General features: G+C 48.1%; 22 protein-coding genes and 1 riboswitch. Of the genes, 15 read left to right on the forward strand and 7 right to left on the reverse strand.

Features of this window, described 5'->3' with window-relative positions; genetic code table 11:
* Positions 1-156 precede the first annotated feature (156 nt).
* Both EGV91_RS06610 and EGV91_RS06615 read left to right on the forward strand, forming a co-directional pair.
* Entirely contained in the window at positions 157-1,107 is a 951-nt protein-coding gene (locus EGV91_RS06610; RefSeq protein WP_241666127.1) for a ribose-phosphate diphosphokinase, read from the forward strand.
* Positions 1,108-1,444: 337 nt separating this feature from the next.
* Entirely contained in the window at positions 1,445-2,302 is an 858-nt protein-coding gene (locus EGV91_RS06615) for a neutral zinc metallopeptidase (protein ID WP_135501900.1), read from the forward strand.
* 391 nt (positions 2,303-2,693) lie between these two features.
* On the opposite strand, the gene EGV91_RS06620 is transcribed toward EGV91_RS06615, so the two are convergent.
* Positions 2,694-3,809: an RNA-guided endonuclease InsQ/TnpB family protein gene (locus EGV91_RS06620; protein ID WP_135501902.1), complete on the reverse strand. Its 1,116-nt coding sequence runs from the start codon at positions 3,807-3,809 to the stop codon at positions 2,694-2,696.
* Between the two features lie 236 nt (positions 3,810-4,045).
* On the opposite strand from EGV91_RS06620, the gene EGV91_RS06625 reads away from it, so the two are divergent.
* The 4 genes from EGV91_RS06625 (at position 4,046) to EGV91_RS06640 (ending at position 5,610) form a co-directional block, all read left to right on the forward strand.
* The gene (locus tag EGV91_RS06625; protein ID WP_135501904.1) at positions 4,046-4,306 is read left to right on the forward strand and encodes a metal-sensing transcriptional repressor; all 261 of its coding nucleotides are present in this window, start codon (positions 4,046-4,048) and stop codon (positions 4,304-4,306) included.
* A gap of 25 nt (positions 4,307-4,331) precedes the next feature.
* Positions 4,332-4,628 (forward strand): rhodanese-like domain-containing protein, encoded by a 297-nt coding sequence (locus EGV91_RS06630; protein WP_135501906.1) that lies wholly within the window; start codon positions 4,332-4,334, stop codon positions 4,626-4,628.
* A complete protein-coding gene (locus EGV91_RS06635) occupies positions 4,628-4,996 on the forward strand; it encodes a rhodanese-like domain-containing protein (protein WP_135501908.1) in 369 nt (122 codons plus the stop codon). The genes EGV91_RS06630 and EGV91_RS06635 overlap by 1 nt, the downstream gene beginning before the upstream one ends.
* Before the next feature lie 164 nt (positions 4,997-5,160).
* Positions 5,161-5,610 (forward strand): DUF4357 domain-containing protein, encoded by a 450-nt coding sequence (locus tag EGV91_RS06640; protein ID WP_135501910.1) that lies wholly within the window; start codon positions 5,161-5,163, stop codon positions 5,608-5,610.
* Between the two features lie 245 nt (positions 5,611-5,855).
* Here the strand turns inward: EGV91_RS06640 and EGV91_RS06645 are convergent, their stop codons facing one another.
* On the reverse strand, positions 5,856-6,440 hold the full coding sequence (locus tag EGV91_RS06645) for a TetR/AcrR family transcriptional regulator (RefSeq protein ID WP_135501912.1): 585 nt from the start codon (positions 6,438-6,440) through the stop codon (positions 5,856-5,858).
* A gap of 140 nt (positions 6,441-6,580) precedes the next feature.
* On the opposite strand from EGV91_RS06645, the gene EGV91_RS06650 reads away from it, so the two are divergent.
* Complete coding sequence (locus EGV91_RS06650) at positions 6,581-7,315, forward strand: glucose 1-dehydrogenase (RefSeq protein WP_135501914.1); 735 nt, start codon at positions 6,581-6,583, stop codon at positions 7,313-7,315.
* A gap of 152 nt (positions 7,316-7,467) precedes the next feature.
* Here EGV91_RS06650 and EGV91_RS06655 read toward each other — a convergent pair whose 3' ends face one another.
* From EGV91_RS06655 to EGV91_RS06665, 3 genes are all read right to left on the reverse strand, one after another.
* Positions 7,468-7,872, reverse strand: coding sequence for a hypothetical protein (locus EGV91_RS06655; RefSeq protein WP_135501916.1), 405 nt, complete (start codon positions 7,870-7,872; stop codon positions 7,468-7,470).
* Positions 7,869-8,219: a hypothetical protein gene (locus tag EGV91_RS06660; protein WP_135501918.1), complete on the reverse strand. Its 351-nt coding sequence runs from the start codon at positions 8,217-8,219 to the stop codon at positions 7,869-7,871. Before EGV91_RS06660 ends, EGV91_RS06655 begins: the two co-directional genes overlap by 4 nt.
* A 215-nt stretch (positions 8,220-8,434) precedes the next feature.
* A complete protein-coding gene (locus EGV91_RS06665; RefSeq protein WP_135501920.1) occupies positions 8,435-9,301 on the reverse strand; it encodes a metallophosphoesterase family protein in 867 nt (288 codons plus the stop codon).
* 206 nt (positions 9,302-9,507) lie between these two features.
* Between EGV91_RS06665 and EGV91_RS06670 the strand changes: the two genes are divergently transcribed.
* The 5 genes from EGV91_RS06670 to EGV91_RS06690 all read left to right on the forward strand — a co-directional run bounded on the left by EGV91_RS06670 (position 9,508) and on the right by EGV91_RS06690 (position 12,050).
* Entirely contained in the window at positions 9,508-9,867 is a 360-nt protein-coding gene (locus EGV91_RS06670; RefSeq protein ID WP_135501922.1) for a DUF4181 domain-containing protein, read from the forward strand.
* Between the two features lie 98 nt (positions 9,868-9,965).
* Positions 9,966-10,328 carry a hypothetical protein gene (locus EGV91_RS06675; RefSeq protein ID WP_135501924.1) on the forward strand — a complete coding sequence of 121 codons (363 nt, stop codon included), beginning with the start codon at positions 9,966-9,968 and terminating at the stop codon, positions 10,326-10,328.
* A 36-nt stretch (positions 10,329-10,364) separates the two neighbouring features.
* On the forward strand, positions 10,365-10,742 hold the full coding sequence (locus EGV91_RS06680) for a DUF4181 domain-containing protein (protein WP_135501925.1): 378 nt from the start codon (positions 10,365-10,367) through the stop codon (positions 10,740-10,742).
* 77 nt (positions 10,743-10,819) lie between these two features.
* Positions 10,820-11,497, forward strand: a complete 678-nt coding sequence (locus EGV91_RS06685; protein ID WP_135501927.1) for a protein kinase family protein — start codon at positions 10,820-10,822, stop codon at positions 11,495-11,497.
* A gap of 133 nt (positions 11,498-11,630) precedes the next feature.
* The gene (locus EGV91_RS06690; protein ID WP_135501929.1) at positions 11,631-12,050 is read left to right on the forward strand and encodes a YybH family protein; all 420 of its coding nucleotides are present in this window, start codon (positions 11,631-11,633) and stop codon (positions 12,048-12,050) included.
* A gap of 71 nt (positions 12,051-12,121) precedes the next feature.
* Here EGV91_RS06690 and EGV91_RS06695 read toward each other — a convergent pair whose 3' ends face one another.
* Complete coding sequence (locus EGV91_RS06695; RefSeq protein ID WP_135501931.1) at positions 12,122-12,748, reverse strand: hypothetical protein; 627 nt, start codon at positions 12,746-12,748, stop codon at positions 12,122-12,124.
* 149 nt (positions 12,749-12,897) lie between these two features.
* Here EGV91_RS06695 and EGV91_RS06700 point away from each other — a divergent pair, with 149 nt between their 5' ends.
* The 3 genes from EGV91_RS06700 to EGV91_RS06710 all read left to right on the forward strand — a co-directional run bounded on the left by EGV91_RS06700 (position 12,898) and on the right by EGV91_RS06710 (position 15,226).
* The gene (locus EGV91_RS06700) at positions 12,898-13,287 is read left to right on the forward strand and encodes an RDD family protein (RefSeq protein WP_135501933.1); all 390 of its coding nucleotides are present in this window, start codon (positions 12,898-12,900) and stop codon (positions 13,285-13,287) included.
* Between the two features lie 17 nt (positions 13,288-13,304).
* The gene (locus EGV91_RS06705) at positions 13,305-14,027 is read left to right on the forward strand and encodes a class I SAM-dependent methyltransferase (protein ID WP_135501935.1); all 723 of its coding nucleotides are present in this window, start codon (positions 13,305-13,307) and stop codon (positions 14,025-14,027) included.
* A 140-nt stretch (positions 14,028-14,167) separates the two neighbouring features.
* Complete coding sequence (locus EGV91_RS06710) at positions 14,168-15,226, forward strand: LLM class flavin-dependent oxidoreductase (protein WP_135501937.1); 1,059 nt, start codon at positions 14,168-14,170, stop codon at positions 15,224-15,226.
* Positions 15,227-15,272: 46 nt separating this feature from the next.
* Here EGV91_RS06710 and EGV91_RS06715 read toward each other — a convergent pair whose 3' ends face one another.
* The gene (locus tag EGV91_RS06715; protein ID WP_135501952.1) at positions 15,273-15,935 is read right to left on the reverse strand and encodes a sulfite oxidase-like oxidoreductase; all 663 of its coding nucleotides are present in this window, start codon (positions 15,933-15,935) and stop codon (positions 15,273-15,275) included.
* A gap of 81 nt (positions 15,936-16,016) precedes the next feature.
* A riboswitch (SAM riboswitch) is annotated at positions 16,017-16,124 on the reverse strand.
* Positions 16,125-16,943 lie beyond the last annotated feature (819 nt).

Consider the following 16,943-nt stretch of genomic DNA (forward strand, 5'->3'; position numbering starts at 1 on the left):
CTTGAATCCTTTATTGTGCCCCGTCATTTGCAGGAAAATGCCCCTGGAAGTTGGCGAAAACCCGGTCAAACGGTTATTATGAAAGCAACTGCTATGAATTGCAGGGCTGGAGAAGCAGCTTGTGAATACCAATTTTGTGCGGAGGGGGATTCGACATTGCCATATCAATTACGAAAAAACTTTAAGTTGTTTTCATTAAATTCAAATCCCGAATTAACCAAGGAAATCGCGGATTTGCTGGGCTGTGAGCTTGGGAAAAGCTCCATCACGCGTTTCAGTGACGGGGAAGTCCAGATCCACTTGGAGGAAAGTGTGCGGGGGGCGGAAGTTTACCTCGTGCAATCGACATCCCAGCCAAGCAACGAGCATGTCATGGAATTATTGATCATGATCGATGCGCTGAAGCGGGCATCCGCAGAAACGATCAATGTCGTCATTCCGTATTACGGTTATGCGCGCCAGGACCGCAAAGCGAGTTCACGCGAGCCGATCACGGCCAAACTGGTGGCCAATATGCTGGAAACCGCAGGAGCCACTCGCATCATCACGATGGACCTCCATGCGCCGCAGCTCCAGGGCTTTTTCGATATGCCGGTGGACCAGCTGCTGGGTGAAACGATTTTAGCGGCGCATTTCCAGGAAAAAGGATTGGAAGATGCCATCGTTGTCGCGCCGGATAACGGCGGTCTGGGCAGAGCCCGTAAGCTGGCAAACGATTTGGATGTGCCGATCGGCTTTATCGACAAGCGCCGGATGAATCCTGGCGAGCCTGAAACGATCAACATCGTCGGCGATATCCAAGGCAAAAATGCCATCATCATCGTCGACATCATCGATACGGCAACGACTGTCGCATTGGCGGCGAATGTGCTTGTCGAAAGAGGCGCAAAAGCCGTTTATGCGTGCTGCACACATGCGGTTCTTTCCGGCAATTCCGTTCAGCTGATCGAAGATTCGGCCATCACGGAACTGGTTGTCACGAACACCATCCGCATCCCTGAGGAAAAACGCATTCCGAAAATCACGATCCTGTCCGTCGCGCCTTTATTGGCGGAAGCGATCGAACACGTCCATAACGAAAAGCCGGTAACTCCGCTGTTTGAATAAATCCAGTGGGCTGCCGCTTGAAACGTCCTTTAAAATGATACCGCAAGCAAAAGAGATGAGCCCACAACAGTGCGGGCTCATTTTTCTTTGGCTTTTTTTCGCATCGCTGCATGATTGGTGAGGCAGTAAAGAGCGTTCGAAAACAATATATTTATCAGAATAATCAGATAAATATGATATAATGTGAATAAACCGGGTTTTTCTACATAGAAGATATCTCTCTGGGGCAACAGGCAGGAGCGTACGATTTTTTATTGAAAATAAAGGCGGTATGCAACGGAGGTGAGAAACGTTCCGATGAATGGAGGGAGGGCAAGTTTAGAAAGGGGAAGTTACCGTGAAGAAATTGAACGGCAAAATCTTTTCTGCTGTATTGCTGGTGTTGGTGCTGGGGGCATGCGGGCCGGAACAGGAAAGCTCCACTGCCGAACCTGCCGACGAACAGGCGGCTGAAGAAAGCAAGGAGCTTAACACGATCGAATTGCCAAAAGCGCGGACTGCCGAATCTGGAGAAGCAATAAGCTACGGATTTACGGCAGATAAAAGCAGCGGGGCAATGACTAGTTTTCTCGAACTGGCACTCAATGATATCCATAACTTTTGGGCAGAGCTGATGGTTCAGGAAGGGCACGATATGCCGTTTGTCGATTACATTCTGACTTACGACGGCGAGACAGAGGCCACCAATTGCACCGCTGCGGGCTCTACAGGTCCAGATGATGCCTTCTATTGTGCTGAGGAGGATTTAATCGTTTTTGCAAATGAACTCGCCATGGACCTATGGGAAAGTGAAGCGGCACCGAACGGGGATCCGGAAGCTGGTGCCGACGCCGCGAATTTTGCGGTAGTGGTTGCGCTGTCCCACCTATATTCACATTCGCTTCAAGGTGAATGGGGATGGCTGCCTGCCGAGGCGGATCAGGAAAGGCTCGCAGCCGTAAAAGGAACGGAACTGAATGCGGAATGCCTGACAGGCGTGTGGGCGCAATCTGCTTATGGCAGTGACATGCTGGAAGCGGGTGGTGTGGAAAGCACGATGGAGACCTTATCCGGCGTGGGGCAACACGATTTGGCCGAAGACAAGAATCATGGCACCCCTGCGGAGCGGGCGGACGCATTCATGACTGGATTCGAAAGCGCAATGGCCACTAGCTGTGATGCGTATCTTGGCAGCGGCGATGCGTCCGGACAGTAGAGCAAAACGATTCGAAGATGCAAATGCCGGTTCACGATGAATCGGCATTTTTTTTATTGAAATAATCGTAAATTCTAATCTAAACACTTGCAACCTATATACCCCCTGTGGTATATTATAAATACCCGAAGGGGTATTTAATTTTGAGGAGGAAGCGAATATGTCAAACCAAGTTACCGTATACTCAACGAATACATGCCCTTATTGCACGATGGTCAACAACTCATGATAGAAGTTAAGAGTTTGTCTCTCGCTACTTGGTGACGAGTTCTTGCGTTTTACGCAAAATTTTTAGACTTATTCCAAGCCAGTAGTGCAAGCGCACCGCTCGTGCTCCTACCTTAATATGCTGGAATATCGGGGACGGTTGACTTCGCCCCTACCGCAAAAGCTATACTTTTGCGGTAACTGTATCAAGAAATTCAATCCCTTTGCGATACAGATTCATTGCTCCGATGCGGTCATCGTTTGATCTATACTGGCAATTTTGACAACAAAAAGTATGATTTTTCTTGTTTAGATTTGCTTTCTTGATATGTCCGCATTTCGGGCATGTTTGAGACGTGTATTTCGGATCCACTGAGACTACCTTTTGTCCATTCAATAATGCCTTGTATTCAAGCATTTTACGGAATTGATAAAATGCCCATGAAACAGAAACATACCGATTTCTGACATGCACTCTTTCGGTCGATTGACGGACTCTACTTAAGTCTTCTATAACAAAAAGCGTGCCTTTAGGATGTTGTTCAACGAGTGCCTTGGTGACTTGATGATTAATATCCGTCACATAACGGTTTTCTCTTGAACCAATTTGTTTTAGCCTTTTTCGTGCAGAGGGGGTGTGACGCAATTGAAGTTGCTTGCGCAGCACTTTGTATTGACCGCGCTTATGCTTCATCTTGCGTCCGGTATGAAAGGTAGTTTTGCCTTTGCTATCGTAGGACGTAGCAAGGAAATTGATGCCTAAGTCGATGCCGACAACGTGGTGGATTTCCGATAACGCAAGGTCCGGGATTTCCTTTGTCATCGGGATGTGGAGAAACCATTTCTTTTGTCGGAAGACAAGCTTAGCGGTACCGAATTTCCAATCATCCTGAAAAAAATGTCCCATCCCTTTCTTCTCGAATCGAAGTTTTATACGTCCATCAAGAGTATTGACTGAGAAGAGATTTTTATTTAGCGAGTAATCCCGATTCCATACCAAGTCATATTGCGGTCGCTTGAAGCGAATCAATGACCAATTATGTCCGTTTGACTTGGCAGCCTTGTAGCGAGAAATGACGGTTTTCATCACAGACTGAGCCATTTGTGATTTCAAACTGAAGAGATTTCTCAAATCTTTGTAGTATAAATTGTTTACCGTTACTTGGTTTAACTCTTTTGAAATAAAGACTTTTTCGGATAAGAAGTTACAGGCTCTTTGGTATGCTTTGGCGGTCATCATTAAATACTCAGCTTCATTTTCGTTAGTATAGATTAGGATTTTAGCTGCTATCGTTGGCATTATTATTCACCTCCTTTAATTAACTACATTATAATATGAGGTTAGTAAAAAACATAACAGAAGGAAAGGATAATCTGACTTTTCTAATTATTAAATTTATTACTGTCAGACTGTTCGAAATCAATGAAAACTTCCAGGAACAGATTCAAGTTAAGTATGCTGAAGTCAATGTACAGAACGTTTCGGCAGTAGCTAATCGCGTCGCTGAATTATTGAACAAATAAGGGGTGGGGAGCATGCGGTATTCAAAATCGGTGAAGAATCGGATCGCCCGTGTGGATGGCCAACTGGCCGGTGTTGTCCGCATGCTCGAAGAACAGCGCGGCTGTGCGGATGTTGTTGCACAGCTCAGTGCTGTTACCCATGCGCTTGACCGCACACTTGGCGCCATCGTCAGTGAGAATCTGGAGCGTTGCCTGGAAGAAAGCGGCGCGCCGGAAGACGACATGGAGTTGAAAGTGAAGAAAATGATTGAGTTATTGATGAAAACAAACTAACACAAACCATTAGGAGGAATATTACATGAAATCGATTACGACTGAAGAATTGAAAGCATTAATGGCAGAAGGCAAACAAGTGAACATCATCGACGTGCGCGAAGCGTCGGAAGTGGCTGGCGGGAAAATCCCAGGTGCTGTGAACATGCCTTTGGGCTTATTGGAATTCAAGATGAACGAATTGGACAAATCGAAAGAATACTACGTGAACTGCCTATCCGGCGGGCGCAGCAGCTCCGCTTGCCAGTTCCTGGACAACCAGGGCTATAAGGTGACAAACGTTGAAGGCGGCATGATGGCATGGGACGGCGAAATCGAGTAATGAACAAGCGATTGATGCTGCTGCTGGCAGTTGTGGGCGTATTGCTGCTGTCGGCATGCGGCCAAGGCGCGGGCTACGAAACGATTCAAATCGACGAAGTGGCAACGAAGCAGGAAGCGGGATACACTGTCTTGGACGTTCGCGAAGCGTATGAATACGAACAAGCGCACATTCCAGGAGCGGAGAACAAACCGCTCAGCTTGCTGCAAAGCGGCGATTTTGAAGGCCTGCAGGAAGATACGAAATATGTTGTGATCTGCCAGTCGGGCAACCGTTCGAAACAAGCCAGCGACTTGCTGCTTGAAGAAGGCTATGACTTCGTCAACGTGGCGCAGGGCATGTCTTCATGGGAAGGCGCAGTAGAATAAAAGAATAGCTTGAATGTTGAAATGATAGGGATGCCTTTTCCGCTTTATGCGGAAAAGGCATTTTTATTTGTGTGAAAAGTAGCTGTTCCCGCTGATTTCCTCTATATAGAAAGTGGCTGCGTGTATATGAGCAGGCGGTACAAGAGTATAGAGGGGGACGCGCAATGGCACAGGAATTTGTCATCCGGAAAGTGGCGCATGACATTTACGGGGAAGTGTATCAGTTTTTGGCGGTCGATCTGGAGGCCGGCACGCAGGAGGCGGTGGACCCGTATGAATCGGGCTTGCTGCAGCGGCCGGCGCCGTTGGAAGCAGCGCCGGAACTGCTGTACATCACGTCAAAACGCGGAGCGGAAGCGGAAGGGTATTACAAAGGCGAGCGTTTTGTCGTCAAGCTGGGGTCTAAATTCGCGCCATCAACTTCGCCGAAATGCCCGAAGAAATACGTGCGCCTGCGGGAAGAGCTGCTGCTCAGCAAATTGATCATTCCGCTGCATGGCAAGCTGCTGGTTATGGAAGATATCGAATTCGACAGTCCTATGTCGGCGATGGGAGCGGCGATCGGCGGCTGGGTAAGAGGCGCGCATGCCTGGAAAAAGCTCGGAAAAAAGTAGAGAGGAAGAAGAAAGAAGCGGTTTTCAGCCGGCAACTGTGGAAAAGACAGAAAAGGGTTTTGGGAAAGAGTTACCCACCTGTGGATAAGGTGGCGAAGTCTACCATAACGCGAAAGTTATCCTCGGTTTCGGTTGAATCTATCCACATACACAAGAACCCATCCGACAAGTGAACTGCAGCTCCATTGCCAGAATCACTGGCGATGGAGCTGCAGTTTTTCTATGGCGAAAACATGCCATTGCTGTTATTCCTCTACAATAACCGCGCCCGTATACATCCTGCCGTGCAGCTCAGCCAGTTTTTCTGCCATGGTGAAAGGGGGTTCCTTAAAATCCTCCTTCACCCAATGGATGAAAAAGCCGAGGCTGCCGTAAACCATGAAGTAATTGAGGGCCGGGATTTCCACGGCGCTCGCTTCTTCCAGCCGCAATTCGTTTGCGGAGATTTCAACTAAGCTTTCGCAAAACTGGTTTTGTGACCCCGGCAGCACTTCTCCTTGGATGATGAGGGCAGAGAGAAACTGATTCTCATATAGGAACTCGAAGATTGGGAGATGGCGCTCGATGTCGGTGGAGGAAAAGCGCTCCCGGTTTTTAAAGCTTTTACGGAAATAAGCCTGCAGCTCCTGCAGGTAATCGCCGATAATGGCATGCAGCAGCGCATTTAAATCGGTGAAATGCGCGTAGAATGTAACGCGGTTACACCCGGCTCGCTGAGTGACTTCGGTAATCGACAAGTTGGAGAACTCTTTTTCATTAAGCAGCGCAAGCAATGCTTCCTTCAGTTTTTTCTGTGTGCGTATAATACGCCGGTCTTCGCTCGTTGTCATGTGAGAGCCTCCTGTAGATTCTAAAAAGAACGGATCCATGAACTTATTATGACATCTCTTTATTTCATTGGACAAGTCGTTGATTAATCTGTAAATTTACAAGTGTAGTGTATTTATTTGAATTTGAGGAGGAATTGCACATGGCCCGTTTACAAGGAAAAGTCGCTATCATAACTGGAGCGGCACAAGGCATGGGAGCCGCACATGCCAAAAGGTTTGTTGAAGAAGGTGCAAAGGTCGTATTAACTGATTTGAATGAAGAAAAAGGGAATGCGCTTGCTGCAGAGCTTGGAGAAAGTGCGTTGTTTATCAAACATAACGTTACAAGCGCTGCTGACTGGGAAAAAGTCGTGTCTCAAGCGGAAGAAGCGTTTGGACAGGTGGATATACTCGTGAACAACGCTGGCATCACGATGGCCAAATCGATTCTGCAGATGACGGAAGAGGAATACCGCCGCATCGTCGACATCAACCAGGTGTCTGTTTTCTTGGGCATGAAATCGGTTATCCCGTCGATGCAAAAAGCAGGCGGCGGCTCGATTGTCAACATCTCGTCGATGAACGGCCTAGTAGCAGGCGCCATCGGCTACACCGATACGAAATTCGCCGTGCGCGGCATGACGAAAGCGGCTGCAATGGAATGTGCAAACTACGGCATTCGCGTGAACTCTGTGCACCCAGGCGTCATTGCGACCCCGATGGTCATGCAAGAAGACACGAAAGCTGCGGTAGAGGCGTTTGCGAAACATATTCCATTGAAACGCGTCGCTGAATCGAAAGAAGTGTCCAACATGGTGTTATTTTTGGCGTCGGATGAAGCCAGCTATTCGACCGGCTCGGAATTTGTTGTAGACGGCGGCATGACGGCACAGTAATATTTAAGGCAAAAGAGCATGCGATAGAGGAATTTCAAAAGACAAACCCGCCGATTTTTCACTCGGCGGGTTTGTTTTGGTTTTTATAAAAATGAATCGTGCCGAAAAGAATGGAAGAAATGGCCGGTTCGCAATTTGGCTGGAAAGAGGTTTTAGTCATTCAGAATTTCAAGAAGCTCGGTCCGGTGGCTCTTATTTTCAACTCGCAATACGCCACTTTCGGCTGGCCACTTCAAAAATACATTCAGTCCTGGGTGATTCCAAGCATAAAAATTATCAGACATGCCATTCTCATAATAAACCGCGATCTTGTAATCCTCGCGCCGGCTCATTTCGTAATGGACATTCGTTTCACGATTCGCCCGGTTGAGAAACTTCGTCACTTTCTTGAGCGTGGCTTCGTCAGTAATGATTTTTGCTTCGCCGTATTCATCGGTGCTGCTGTCATAAGTTTGTACTTTGATGTTTTCGATATTGGAAAACCCATTTGATAAAAAGGCATACCCGCTAAGCACCACCACCGCTATGCCAATCAGTGCTATCAGCCATTTCTTCATGGACGCATCTCCTTTTTCATCAAAATTGGCTTTGAAAAGCTTCTTACCAGCAATTGTCCCAAAAAGAAAACGACTGCTAAAAATAGGACGGCACCATCTCTGCCTACCGGCTTAAACCAACCGTCATCCGGAATAAAATACATAGCCAGAATGAATGAAAAGGAGCCTGCAATAATGTTAACCAAGAATATATAAGAGATTTTAATGTAACTGGATAAAATCCCTGTTGCGACAATAAACAGCACAGTACCTACCAATAAGAAGGGTGCATCTTCGCCTTTCACGTGTTGGCCAAATTCATAAAGATGAAAGAAGAATGCTGCAGGCAGCAAGACAAAATCAGCCATAATATTTTCATGCAAACCTCCGTGGATTAGAATAGGATTTTTAATGATTGAGGGTTAGTTAAATAAGCTCTATTAAAATTTAACATAAATATCCAAATGGCGGTTATATATTTTGGGGTGATTGAACTTTATTTTAAGAGAAAGATTTCAGTGCTGCTCATATACATAAAAGATCCGCTCTTCGAAAAATCGAAGGGCGGATCTTTGTTTTATTTCTATAACTGTTTGGCGCTTGCCGATACTTGCTTCAAAATCGGGATCACATGATTCGTGCCTGCCGCTTCGACGGCCGATTCGCGCTTCAGCTCGAAATGGCTGATGGCGTTGCCGATCGTTACGGCGCGTTTATTGAGCTCGGGATCGTGCAGATCGATAAAGTCGATGGTGATCGAGTCCTCCGAGATTTCGATGAGGCGCATGGCCTGTTCATCGAGTATAGCGGCGATCTGCAGGAAATGCCATTGCTCGCGTGCGGCGGTGGAGTTGACGTGGTTATGGCCATTGACGTAGAGGCCGCTGCCGGCTTTTTTGCTCAGGATGTCCCAGACGGGGATATTCGGCGGGATGCTGCGCTTGTCGCGCGTGGAATTTGCCGTTGTGCCGTGGACGGGATGGTGGCCAAAGACGATGAGCGGCTTGTCGCTGGAATTGGCAACCGTGGTTTCGAGCCATTCGAGCTGCTCGGCATCGAGAGTGCCGCCCCAGTCGGTGAAATCCTGTTCTCTTGCCGTGTCGAGGAATGCCAATGCAGCAGTGTCTGTTTCAATGAGCTGAAAACGCGGCTGTCCGGTCGCTGCCAACACTTCGCGGCGCGGCATAGCATAGGCGTCGTGGTTGCCAAGGACCTGGATGAACGGTTTTTGGTGGCCATTGATGATGGCGTAGACTTCCTCGAACTCATTGCGCCAGCCGAAATTCGTCAAGTCGCCAATGGATACGTACAGATCAGCCGGTACCGAAAAGAATTGTTCCAGGAAACGCGCGTAAAACACATCGCGGTCTTCTGCGATATGGGCAGAGCCCTCTTCAAGCGCTGGATAATGCAAATCTCCCATGACGGCAATCCTCATATTCGTCTCCATCCCCTCTCACTGGTTTCTATGTCCAGTATGGCAGGTGATTGCTGAGGGGCTGTAAAGGGAGCGTAAATGTTTGTAAAGTTTACGTGTCAGAATATTCCAGAATTAATGGAACTATTCTCCAAGTTGTCCGTATAATAAAGAAGAGATAGATAGGGCAGAACTGAAGCCAGCCCATTATTTTTTACTTCAGGAAAGAGGTGGAGGGGATGGAGTTTCTTTGGCTCATCTTGTTCCTTGCAGGAATCATTGGAATATCTTTTGTGTTTGACCGGTTGATCAAAAAATGGTTTGCGATTGATGAAGAAGTACTCGAAAGTGCGTCTGCAAAGAAAATAGAAAGTTGGACAAGGTGGACAACGGTGATCGCTTTGCTCTGTCTTTTTCCGCTTGTGGCTCAAGACTTCGATGCTTATATTTTTTGGCTGCTTATGCTTCTTACGACAATTACAGCAGTCGAAGCGTTTTTTGAATGGAAGCTGTTAAAAGGGTCGAGAAAATACCAAATGACGCTCGTTTCCTATGTTTTTGGCATGCTGCTGATCATAACTATGTTCAGTTTCCGATGAAAAGTCATTCGAAGAATCGGATTTTTTCGAATCTGCTGTTCAATAAGAAGGACGACATGTGAGTAAAGTGAAACTATCGTTAAGGAAAGAGGGGCGGAATGGGATTTTTAAGTTATTTTTTATGGTTCAACGCAGCTATGCTTTTGTTGTTTATTTTAGAAGGCTTGAATCGCAAATGGTTTGCGATTGATGAAGGGGTGCTGCAAAGTGTACCTGCAGAAAAAATCGCGCGCGGCAGCAAATGGGCAATGTCTGTCGGCTTGCTAATGCTTTTCCCTGTTATGCTTCTGCAAGGCGCAGGCGCTTTTTTTATTGGATTGATGGGGATATTTACAGCTGTTGCTGGTGTGAAAGTATATTTTGAATGGAAATTGTTGAAAGGATCGAAAAAATATCAAATGACTCTCGTAACGTATGGGTTGGCCATGCTCTTTCTCTTTGGCGTAATGGGTTTTAATTAGTGAAGTGAAGATATAGGAAAGAGGAGGGGGATTGGGATGGGACTTGGCGCATTTTTACTCTTTTTAGTTGGGGGTGCAGCCGTTTTTCTTGGGCTTGAATTTGTTTTGAGAAAATGGCTGAAGGTCGAAAAAGTGAAGTTGTCTGAAACAGAGGGGAAAAAGATTGAACGCTGGGGAAGAGGCCTTATCTTGGTAGTCGGCTTATGTTTTCTGCCATTTGCATTAAGTGGAAGCCCTTGGCGCATGCTGTGGTTTTGGATTGTTTATTGGGTCGTCTTCAGTTTTTTTCAAGCATTTTTACAATGGAAATACGCCAAAGAATCAAGGGAATACATCCTGACATTGGTCTTTTTGCCTTTCTTCATTATATTTTTATTGCTAATCACGTTTTGGAGTGAAAACTCGCCAGGCTGATGCCAGAAACTGCCAAGTACATCACGCTGTCAGTCTTCTCAATTGTTCCTTTATAATAGCGAAAAGGGGGAATCGGCATGGAACAACAATGGCAAAACGCGGCTAAAGCGCTGGAACTCATCACGGTAACGGAAAACCCCGATAACGAGCCGGTCACAATCGAAGGGGCGGTGGATGGATTCCGCTGCATCGGCGTCGGCACGGATGCCGCGGTGTTCCAATCGCTGTCTGCTCCCGGCTATGCATTCAAAATCTACGCAGAAGGCAAGAAAGACAAGCTCGAAGCGGAGGCGGAAGTTTATAGCAGGCTCGGCTCGTCGCCTAATTTCTCGGAATGCTATGGCGCGACGGATCGCCTATTGGTTCTGAAGTTTGAGGAAGGGCTGACGCTGTTCGATTGCCTGCTGCAGGGCGTCCGCGTACCGGAACAGGTAATCAAGGATGTTGAAAACGCCAGGGCGTATGTGCGGGAAAAAGGGCTGAATCCGCGGGATATCCACTTGAAGAACATTCTTTTGCAGGATGGCCGCGCCAAACTGCTCGATGTATCGGAATACATCAAGCCCGGCAACGATTTCCGCTGGGAGCATCTTTACAAAGCGTACCGCGAATATTACTCGCTCATCGATGGCAAACCGATGCCGTTCTGGCTGCTCGATACGATCCGCAAATGGTACCATCATTGGACCAAAATCGCGCCGTCGTTCGACGAGTTTATGCGCATCGTCTCCAAGCAGGTCAATTACCGCAAATAAAAACGCCAATAAAAACGGATCCTGCGAAGGCGGCAGGTCCGTTTTTTGCGTTGTTGAGAAAAGGCGGCATGCAGGAAGTTATGCGTCTTGTGGCGAACAATAATCCAAAGAAGTATAAAAAAGGAGGCATTTTATGTTTGCAGAAGTCAGCGATGTGTTCAAAAATTACAAGGATGCGGTATATGAAAAAGACGTCGAGAAGTTCCTCGCCCCCTATGCGCCGGATGTCCAGCTCTACGATTGCTGGAACAGCTGGGAGTATAATGGCATTGAAGAATGGAAGGCTGCCGTAACGGAATGGTTCATCGGCCTGGAAGAAGGCATGTGGCTGCGGACGGAATTGTCTGGTGAATCCAGCAAGGAAAACACAGACCTTGCGCATGTACAGGGCAATATGAGTTTTGCGGCAGTCGACGGGGAAGGCAAGGAACTGCGGAAGATGGTCAACCGCTTTACGTTCTTGCTGGAAAAAGTGGATGGGTCTTGGCAGATTACACACGAACATTCCTCGCTGCCGATCAGCACAGAAGACAGTAAAGCGATTTTTGGATGAACGCAGTTCTGGATTGCACAAACAATAGAAAACGCCTTTGACCCGTCGGAATTCGGGCCAAGGCGTTTTTTTCATTGAGCGTTCTCCCGGTTTTCATCCGGTTGAAGCAACTGCCGATTGCCAAACAGCACCAATACCGGACCAAGGATTGGAATCCAGGCTAATGCTTTATTATGTGCATCCGGATAAAAACGGTAGACGGTATAGACGGACAAGCCCCACAGTACAAACCAGTCCACGCTCATGACCGATACCAGGCTGGAGGCGAAAAAGGCTTCGCGGTAAGCTGCCAGTGAAAATCCCTGGAGCAGCGTCAAGAGATTGCTGGCCCAAAGCACGATCAATGCACCGAGCCAGATGCGCGAAGACAGAAAACGTACGAGCCATTTAGGCGTCCGCAGCTTTTTTTGCGGCGGCTTTGCGCCGAATGCAAAATACGGCAGCAACGCGAAAGCACCGATGACGAACGAGGCGATCGCTGCGGGCCATGCGGGCCAGCGCTGGCGGTCATTGAGCAGGAGCAGCGTCAAAAAAACGGCTGGAAACAAGCCAAGCGAGTTGAAAACAGCCAGGACGAGCGGATCGATGCCTCCCAATTGCCCGCTGAAGATTTGCGTAAGGATGGGGTCGCTGTCGCCGCCGGGAGCAAGAAATACGGCATAGCCGATCAACGCGAGCCAAATTGCAAAGAAAATCACGGTCATCACCTCTTTTATTATTTATCATACAGGACCAGGGCTTAAGCCGCTACGCAGGGAAGGGGGAAATGGAAATCTGGGAAATCGCTAGGAATTCGAGTGGGCGCTGTCGAAATAGATGGAAGGTGAAAAATAGAGGAGGAAGAAAAATGAACGAGTTAACGAAGAAAAGGCTGAAAGCGATGCTGATTGACATGGCCGTATCATCTGCGGTGTCGGCTGCATTGGAGCCGCTGGTGAAAAAGAAAGTGAAGACCGGCTTTGTCCCGAACGTCATCATGCCGTCAGTTGTGTTATGGGGCTTGGAAGCGGCTGAAATCGGGCTTGCCGGGCAGACGCTCGGCCAGAAGGCGATGGGCATCAAGATTGTCACAGCAGACGGCGGAAAACCGACAACAGCTCAGCTGCTGAAACGCGCGATGCACCGGGATTCCCTCAGCAGCATGAGTTATTTGAAGGACCGCAAAAGCTTTGAAGGGAATGGCGGAGCGGTGTTCCCGCATGACCGCTACGCAGGAACGCTCGTCAAAAAACTCTAGGCAAGGGGGGACGCGCCTTGAAACTGTACAAGGAATTGGCGGATTGGTGGCCGCTCATGTCACCGCATACGGAGTATGAGGAAGAGGCGTCGCTGTATCTGGACATTATTCGGCGCCATCATCCGGAAGTGAAAAAAGCGGTGGAATTCGGATCCGGGGGCGGCAGCAATGCTTTTTACCTGAAGCAGCATTTCGCCATGACGCTGAGCGATTTGTCCGAAGATATGCTCGCAGTGAGCCGCAAGCTGAATCCGGAGCTGCCGCATCTGCAGGGCGATATGCGCACCATTGATGCGGGCACCGGTTTCGATTTGGTATTCATACACGACGCCATCATGTATTTCACGGAAACTGCCGATTTGCTTGCGGTGATGGAAAATGCGAAAAAGCATCTCCATGAGGATGGCATACTGTTCATCATGGCCGACCAGTTCACGGAAACTTTCCAGCCCACGACGAACCACGGCGGCACGGACAGCGGGGACCGCGGCATGCGCTATTTGGAATGGACATTCGACAGCAATCCGCATGACCATGCGACCGAAACGGAATACCTGTACATCCTGAAAGACAGCGGAGGCATTACGCGGGAACATGACAGTACGCGCTCGGGCTTGTTTTCCATGCCTGAATGGCGAACGCTGCTTAAGCAGGCAGGTTTTCAGGCGGAATTCGAACGCGTCGCGTATTCGTCCGAACCGGGGACTTATTTTGCGATTGTGGCGAAGCAGGCGGAGTAAACAGTGGGTGGCTTCCTGTTCCTCAGACCAAAGCCTGAACTTGGCACGCTTATGAGCGAAATAGTAACAGCCTCCTTGTGTGGCAGATATACTGATATCAGGAGAACGATTCAATCTACATAATTGAGGGGCTGTTGAATATGGAGAAATACCGCATTGACCAAAGCAAAGGCATGGAGTTCGGCATTTATACGCTGGGCGATCATTTGCCGGATCCGCATACAGGAAACCGCATCACTGCGGGGGAACGAATCAAGGAAATCATCGAAATGGCGAAGCTCGCGGACCAGGCCGGCTTGGATTTCTTCAGCGTCGGCGAAAGCCATCAGGAATTTTTCGCGACGCAGGCGCATACCGTTGTGTTGAGCGCGATAGCGCAAGCAACGAAGAACATCAAGATAGGCAGTTCATCGACAATTATCAGTACGTCCGATCCGGTGCGGGTCTATGAGGATTTTTCAACAATCGATTTGATCTCGGAAGGACGGGCGGAAATCATTGCGGGGCGCGCTTCGCGCATCGGGCTTTTTGAACTGCTCGGCTATAACGTCCAGGATTACGAGGAATTATATGAAGAAAAATTCAAGCTCCTGCTCGAAATCAACCGCCAGGAAAAACTCAATTGGAGCGGCAAATTCCGCGCATCGCTGCGCGACGCTGAAGTGATTCCGCGTCCGCATGACGGCTCTTTGCCGATCTGGCGCGCAGTCGGCGGCCATCCATCGAGCGCCAGAAAGGCCGGGCAGGCGGGCGTGCCGATGATGCTTGCGACACTTGGCGGACCGGCTGAAAGCTTCGGGCATTCGATTGATGTCTACCGCGAAGCTCTAGCCGAAAACGGCTTTGACCCAGCAGAGTTTCCGGTTGCGACGGCGGGATTTTTCAACGCCGCAGAAACGACCCAGCAGGCATTCGAAGAAAGTTATCCCCATGTGGATAAAGGCATGATGCGTACGAACGGCCGAGGTTTTCCGCAGCCTCATTTCATGCAAGGTGCGCATCCCCATCATGTGATGAACATCGGCAGTCCGCAGCAGATCATCGAAAAGATTCTTTATCAGCACGAAGTGTTTGGCCACCAGCGTTATATCGCCCAAATGGATTTCGGCGGCGTACCGTTCGGACGGATCGAGCGCAACATCGAACTGATTGCGACCGAGATTCTGCCAGCCGTGAAAAAATACACTACGATAAAATAAAATATCAAAAACGGCTCATCCGCAGTGGATGAGCCGTTTTTTGCATTCAATCAAATTCTTTCTTTTCCCATTCATCATCCGGAATTTCCAAGTCTTCCCCTGAAAAACGTTCTTCTTTGAAAGGATCGCCGTTCAAATGGAAGCCGTTCTGTTCCCAGAAGCCGGGATGGTTCTCATCGACAAATTCGATGCCGCGCACCCATTTGACGCTTTTCCAGAAATACAGATGCGGCACGACAAAGCGCAGCGGGTAGCCGTGCTTAGCCGTCAACGGTTCACCGTCCAGTGAATGGGCGAGCAGCACATCTTCACGGTCCAAATCGCTGAGCGCGACATTCGTCGTGTAATCGTAATCGCCGTGGAGCATGACGTACTGGCTATTCGGCGTGACGCCGAGCGCTTTCATCAAGTCCTGGAACTTCACGCCGGTAAACGAATTATCAAAGCGCGACCAGCGTGTCACACAATGGATGTCGCGCTGTACCGTCGTCTGCGGCAATTCCATAATGTCTTTATACGACAACGTCACTTCCTGCTCGACACGGCCATAGATTTTCAACGTCCAGTCGTCCATATTGTATTCCGGCACTTCGCCTTCATGCAAAACGGGAAAGCGCTCGGTCAGCACTTGTCCGGGCGGCAAGCGGTCAGCAAGTGCGGGATCGGCCACCGGTACGCGGGTCCGTTTGATGCGGTCTGCTTTGTTCAATTTCATCCAATCACTCCTCCACATAAAAAAAACTCCCCCTCGCGAGAGGAAGAGTTAAGCGCCATAGCAAGAACAGACTCTCCCTCATCTCTCAAAGCATCGCTGCTTTGTTGGATTTGGCACCATACTAGTCATACTAGCGGTTGCCGGGCGTCATAGGGCCAGTCCCTCTGCCTCTCTTGATAAGGTTACGTAATTTTATGTAATTTTTCTGATAAGACTCATTCTATCCAATTTGCTGCGGGATGACAATGATGTTGGAGCATTTATTTAATTAAAATCTTATTCGATCAAGAAAAATCGCCCTCCTTCTATTAAAAAATAAGGAGGGCCACTTTGTGTAATTGGATTTAAAGAATCAAATTCTATTTAACGCCTCGGTAGCTTTGTAACATGAGAAATGTTCTATTGCTGTGCAGGGGGTGTGTGTTGCCGCAAGTAAGTGGCCATTTGCTACAAGTAAAATCAAGATGGAGCAAGTAAATCGTCGTTTTCCGCAAGTTGGATGCTGCAAGTAAAAAGCGGTTTTCCGCAAGTAAGTTAGCTTTTGCTGCAAGTTACACATTGGTTTCCACAAGTAAAAATAGAATGCCGCAAGTAAATTTGATGCAACACGTAAAAAGTTCATTTTAAAGTCGCTATCCCGCGAAGTGGCAACGCATTTTCATGTCCCGAAGCTAGCGCAGCGATGCAGAGACAGAGACAGAGACAGAGACAGAAACAGAAACATTGATCTTTGCACTGCCCAAAACGTCCGCAGCGAATTTCAGTTCGTTACTTGTTTAGTTCACATTGGATAGAAATCTTTTTTATTGTCATTCAGCCAATAAAAAACGGCTTTCTTCTATAATAATGCGAATTGGTCAGGTGGAAGGATCACAGGGAAGAAAAAAAGAATTTTAAGTTTTTTTAAAAAAGAGTGATCTAAAAATGAACCACGTGCGTTTTGTAGTCAGAATCAAATAAAACACACAGAAAAAGGAGATGTTCATTTATGAAAATCAACAA

It is taken from the genome of Planococcus koreensis (genome assembly GCF_004761975.1).
In the GTDB taxonomy this organism is placed as follows: Bacteria; Bacillota; Bacilli; order Bacillales_A; family Planococcaceae; genus Planococcus; species Planococcus koreensis.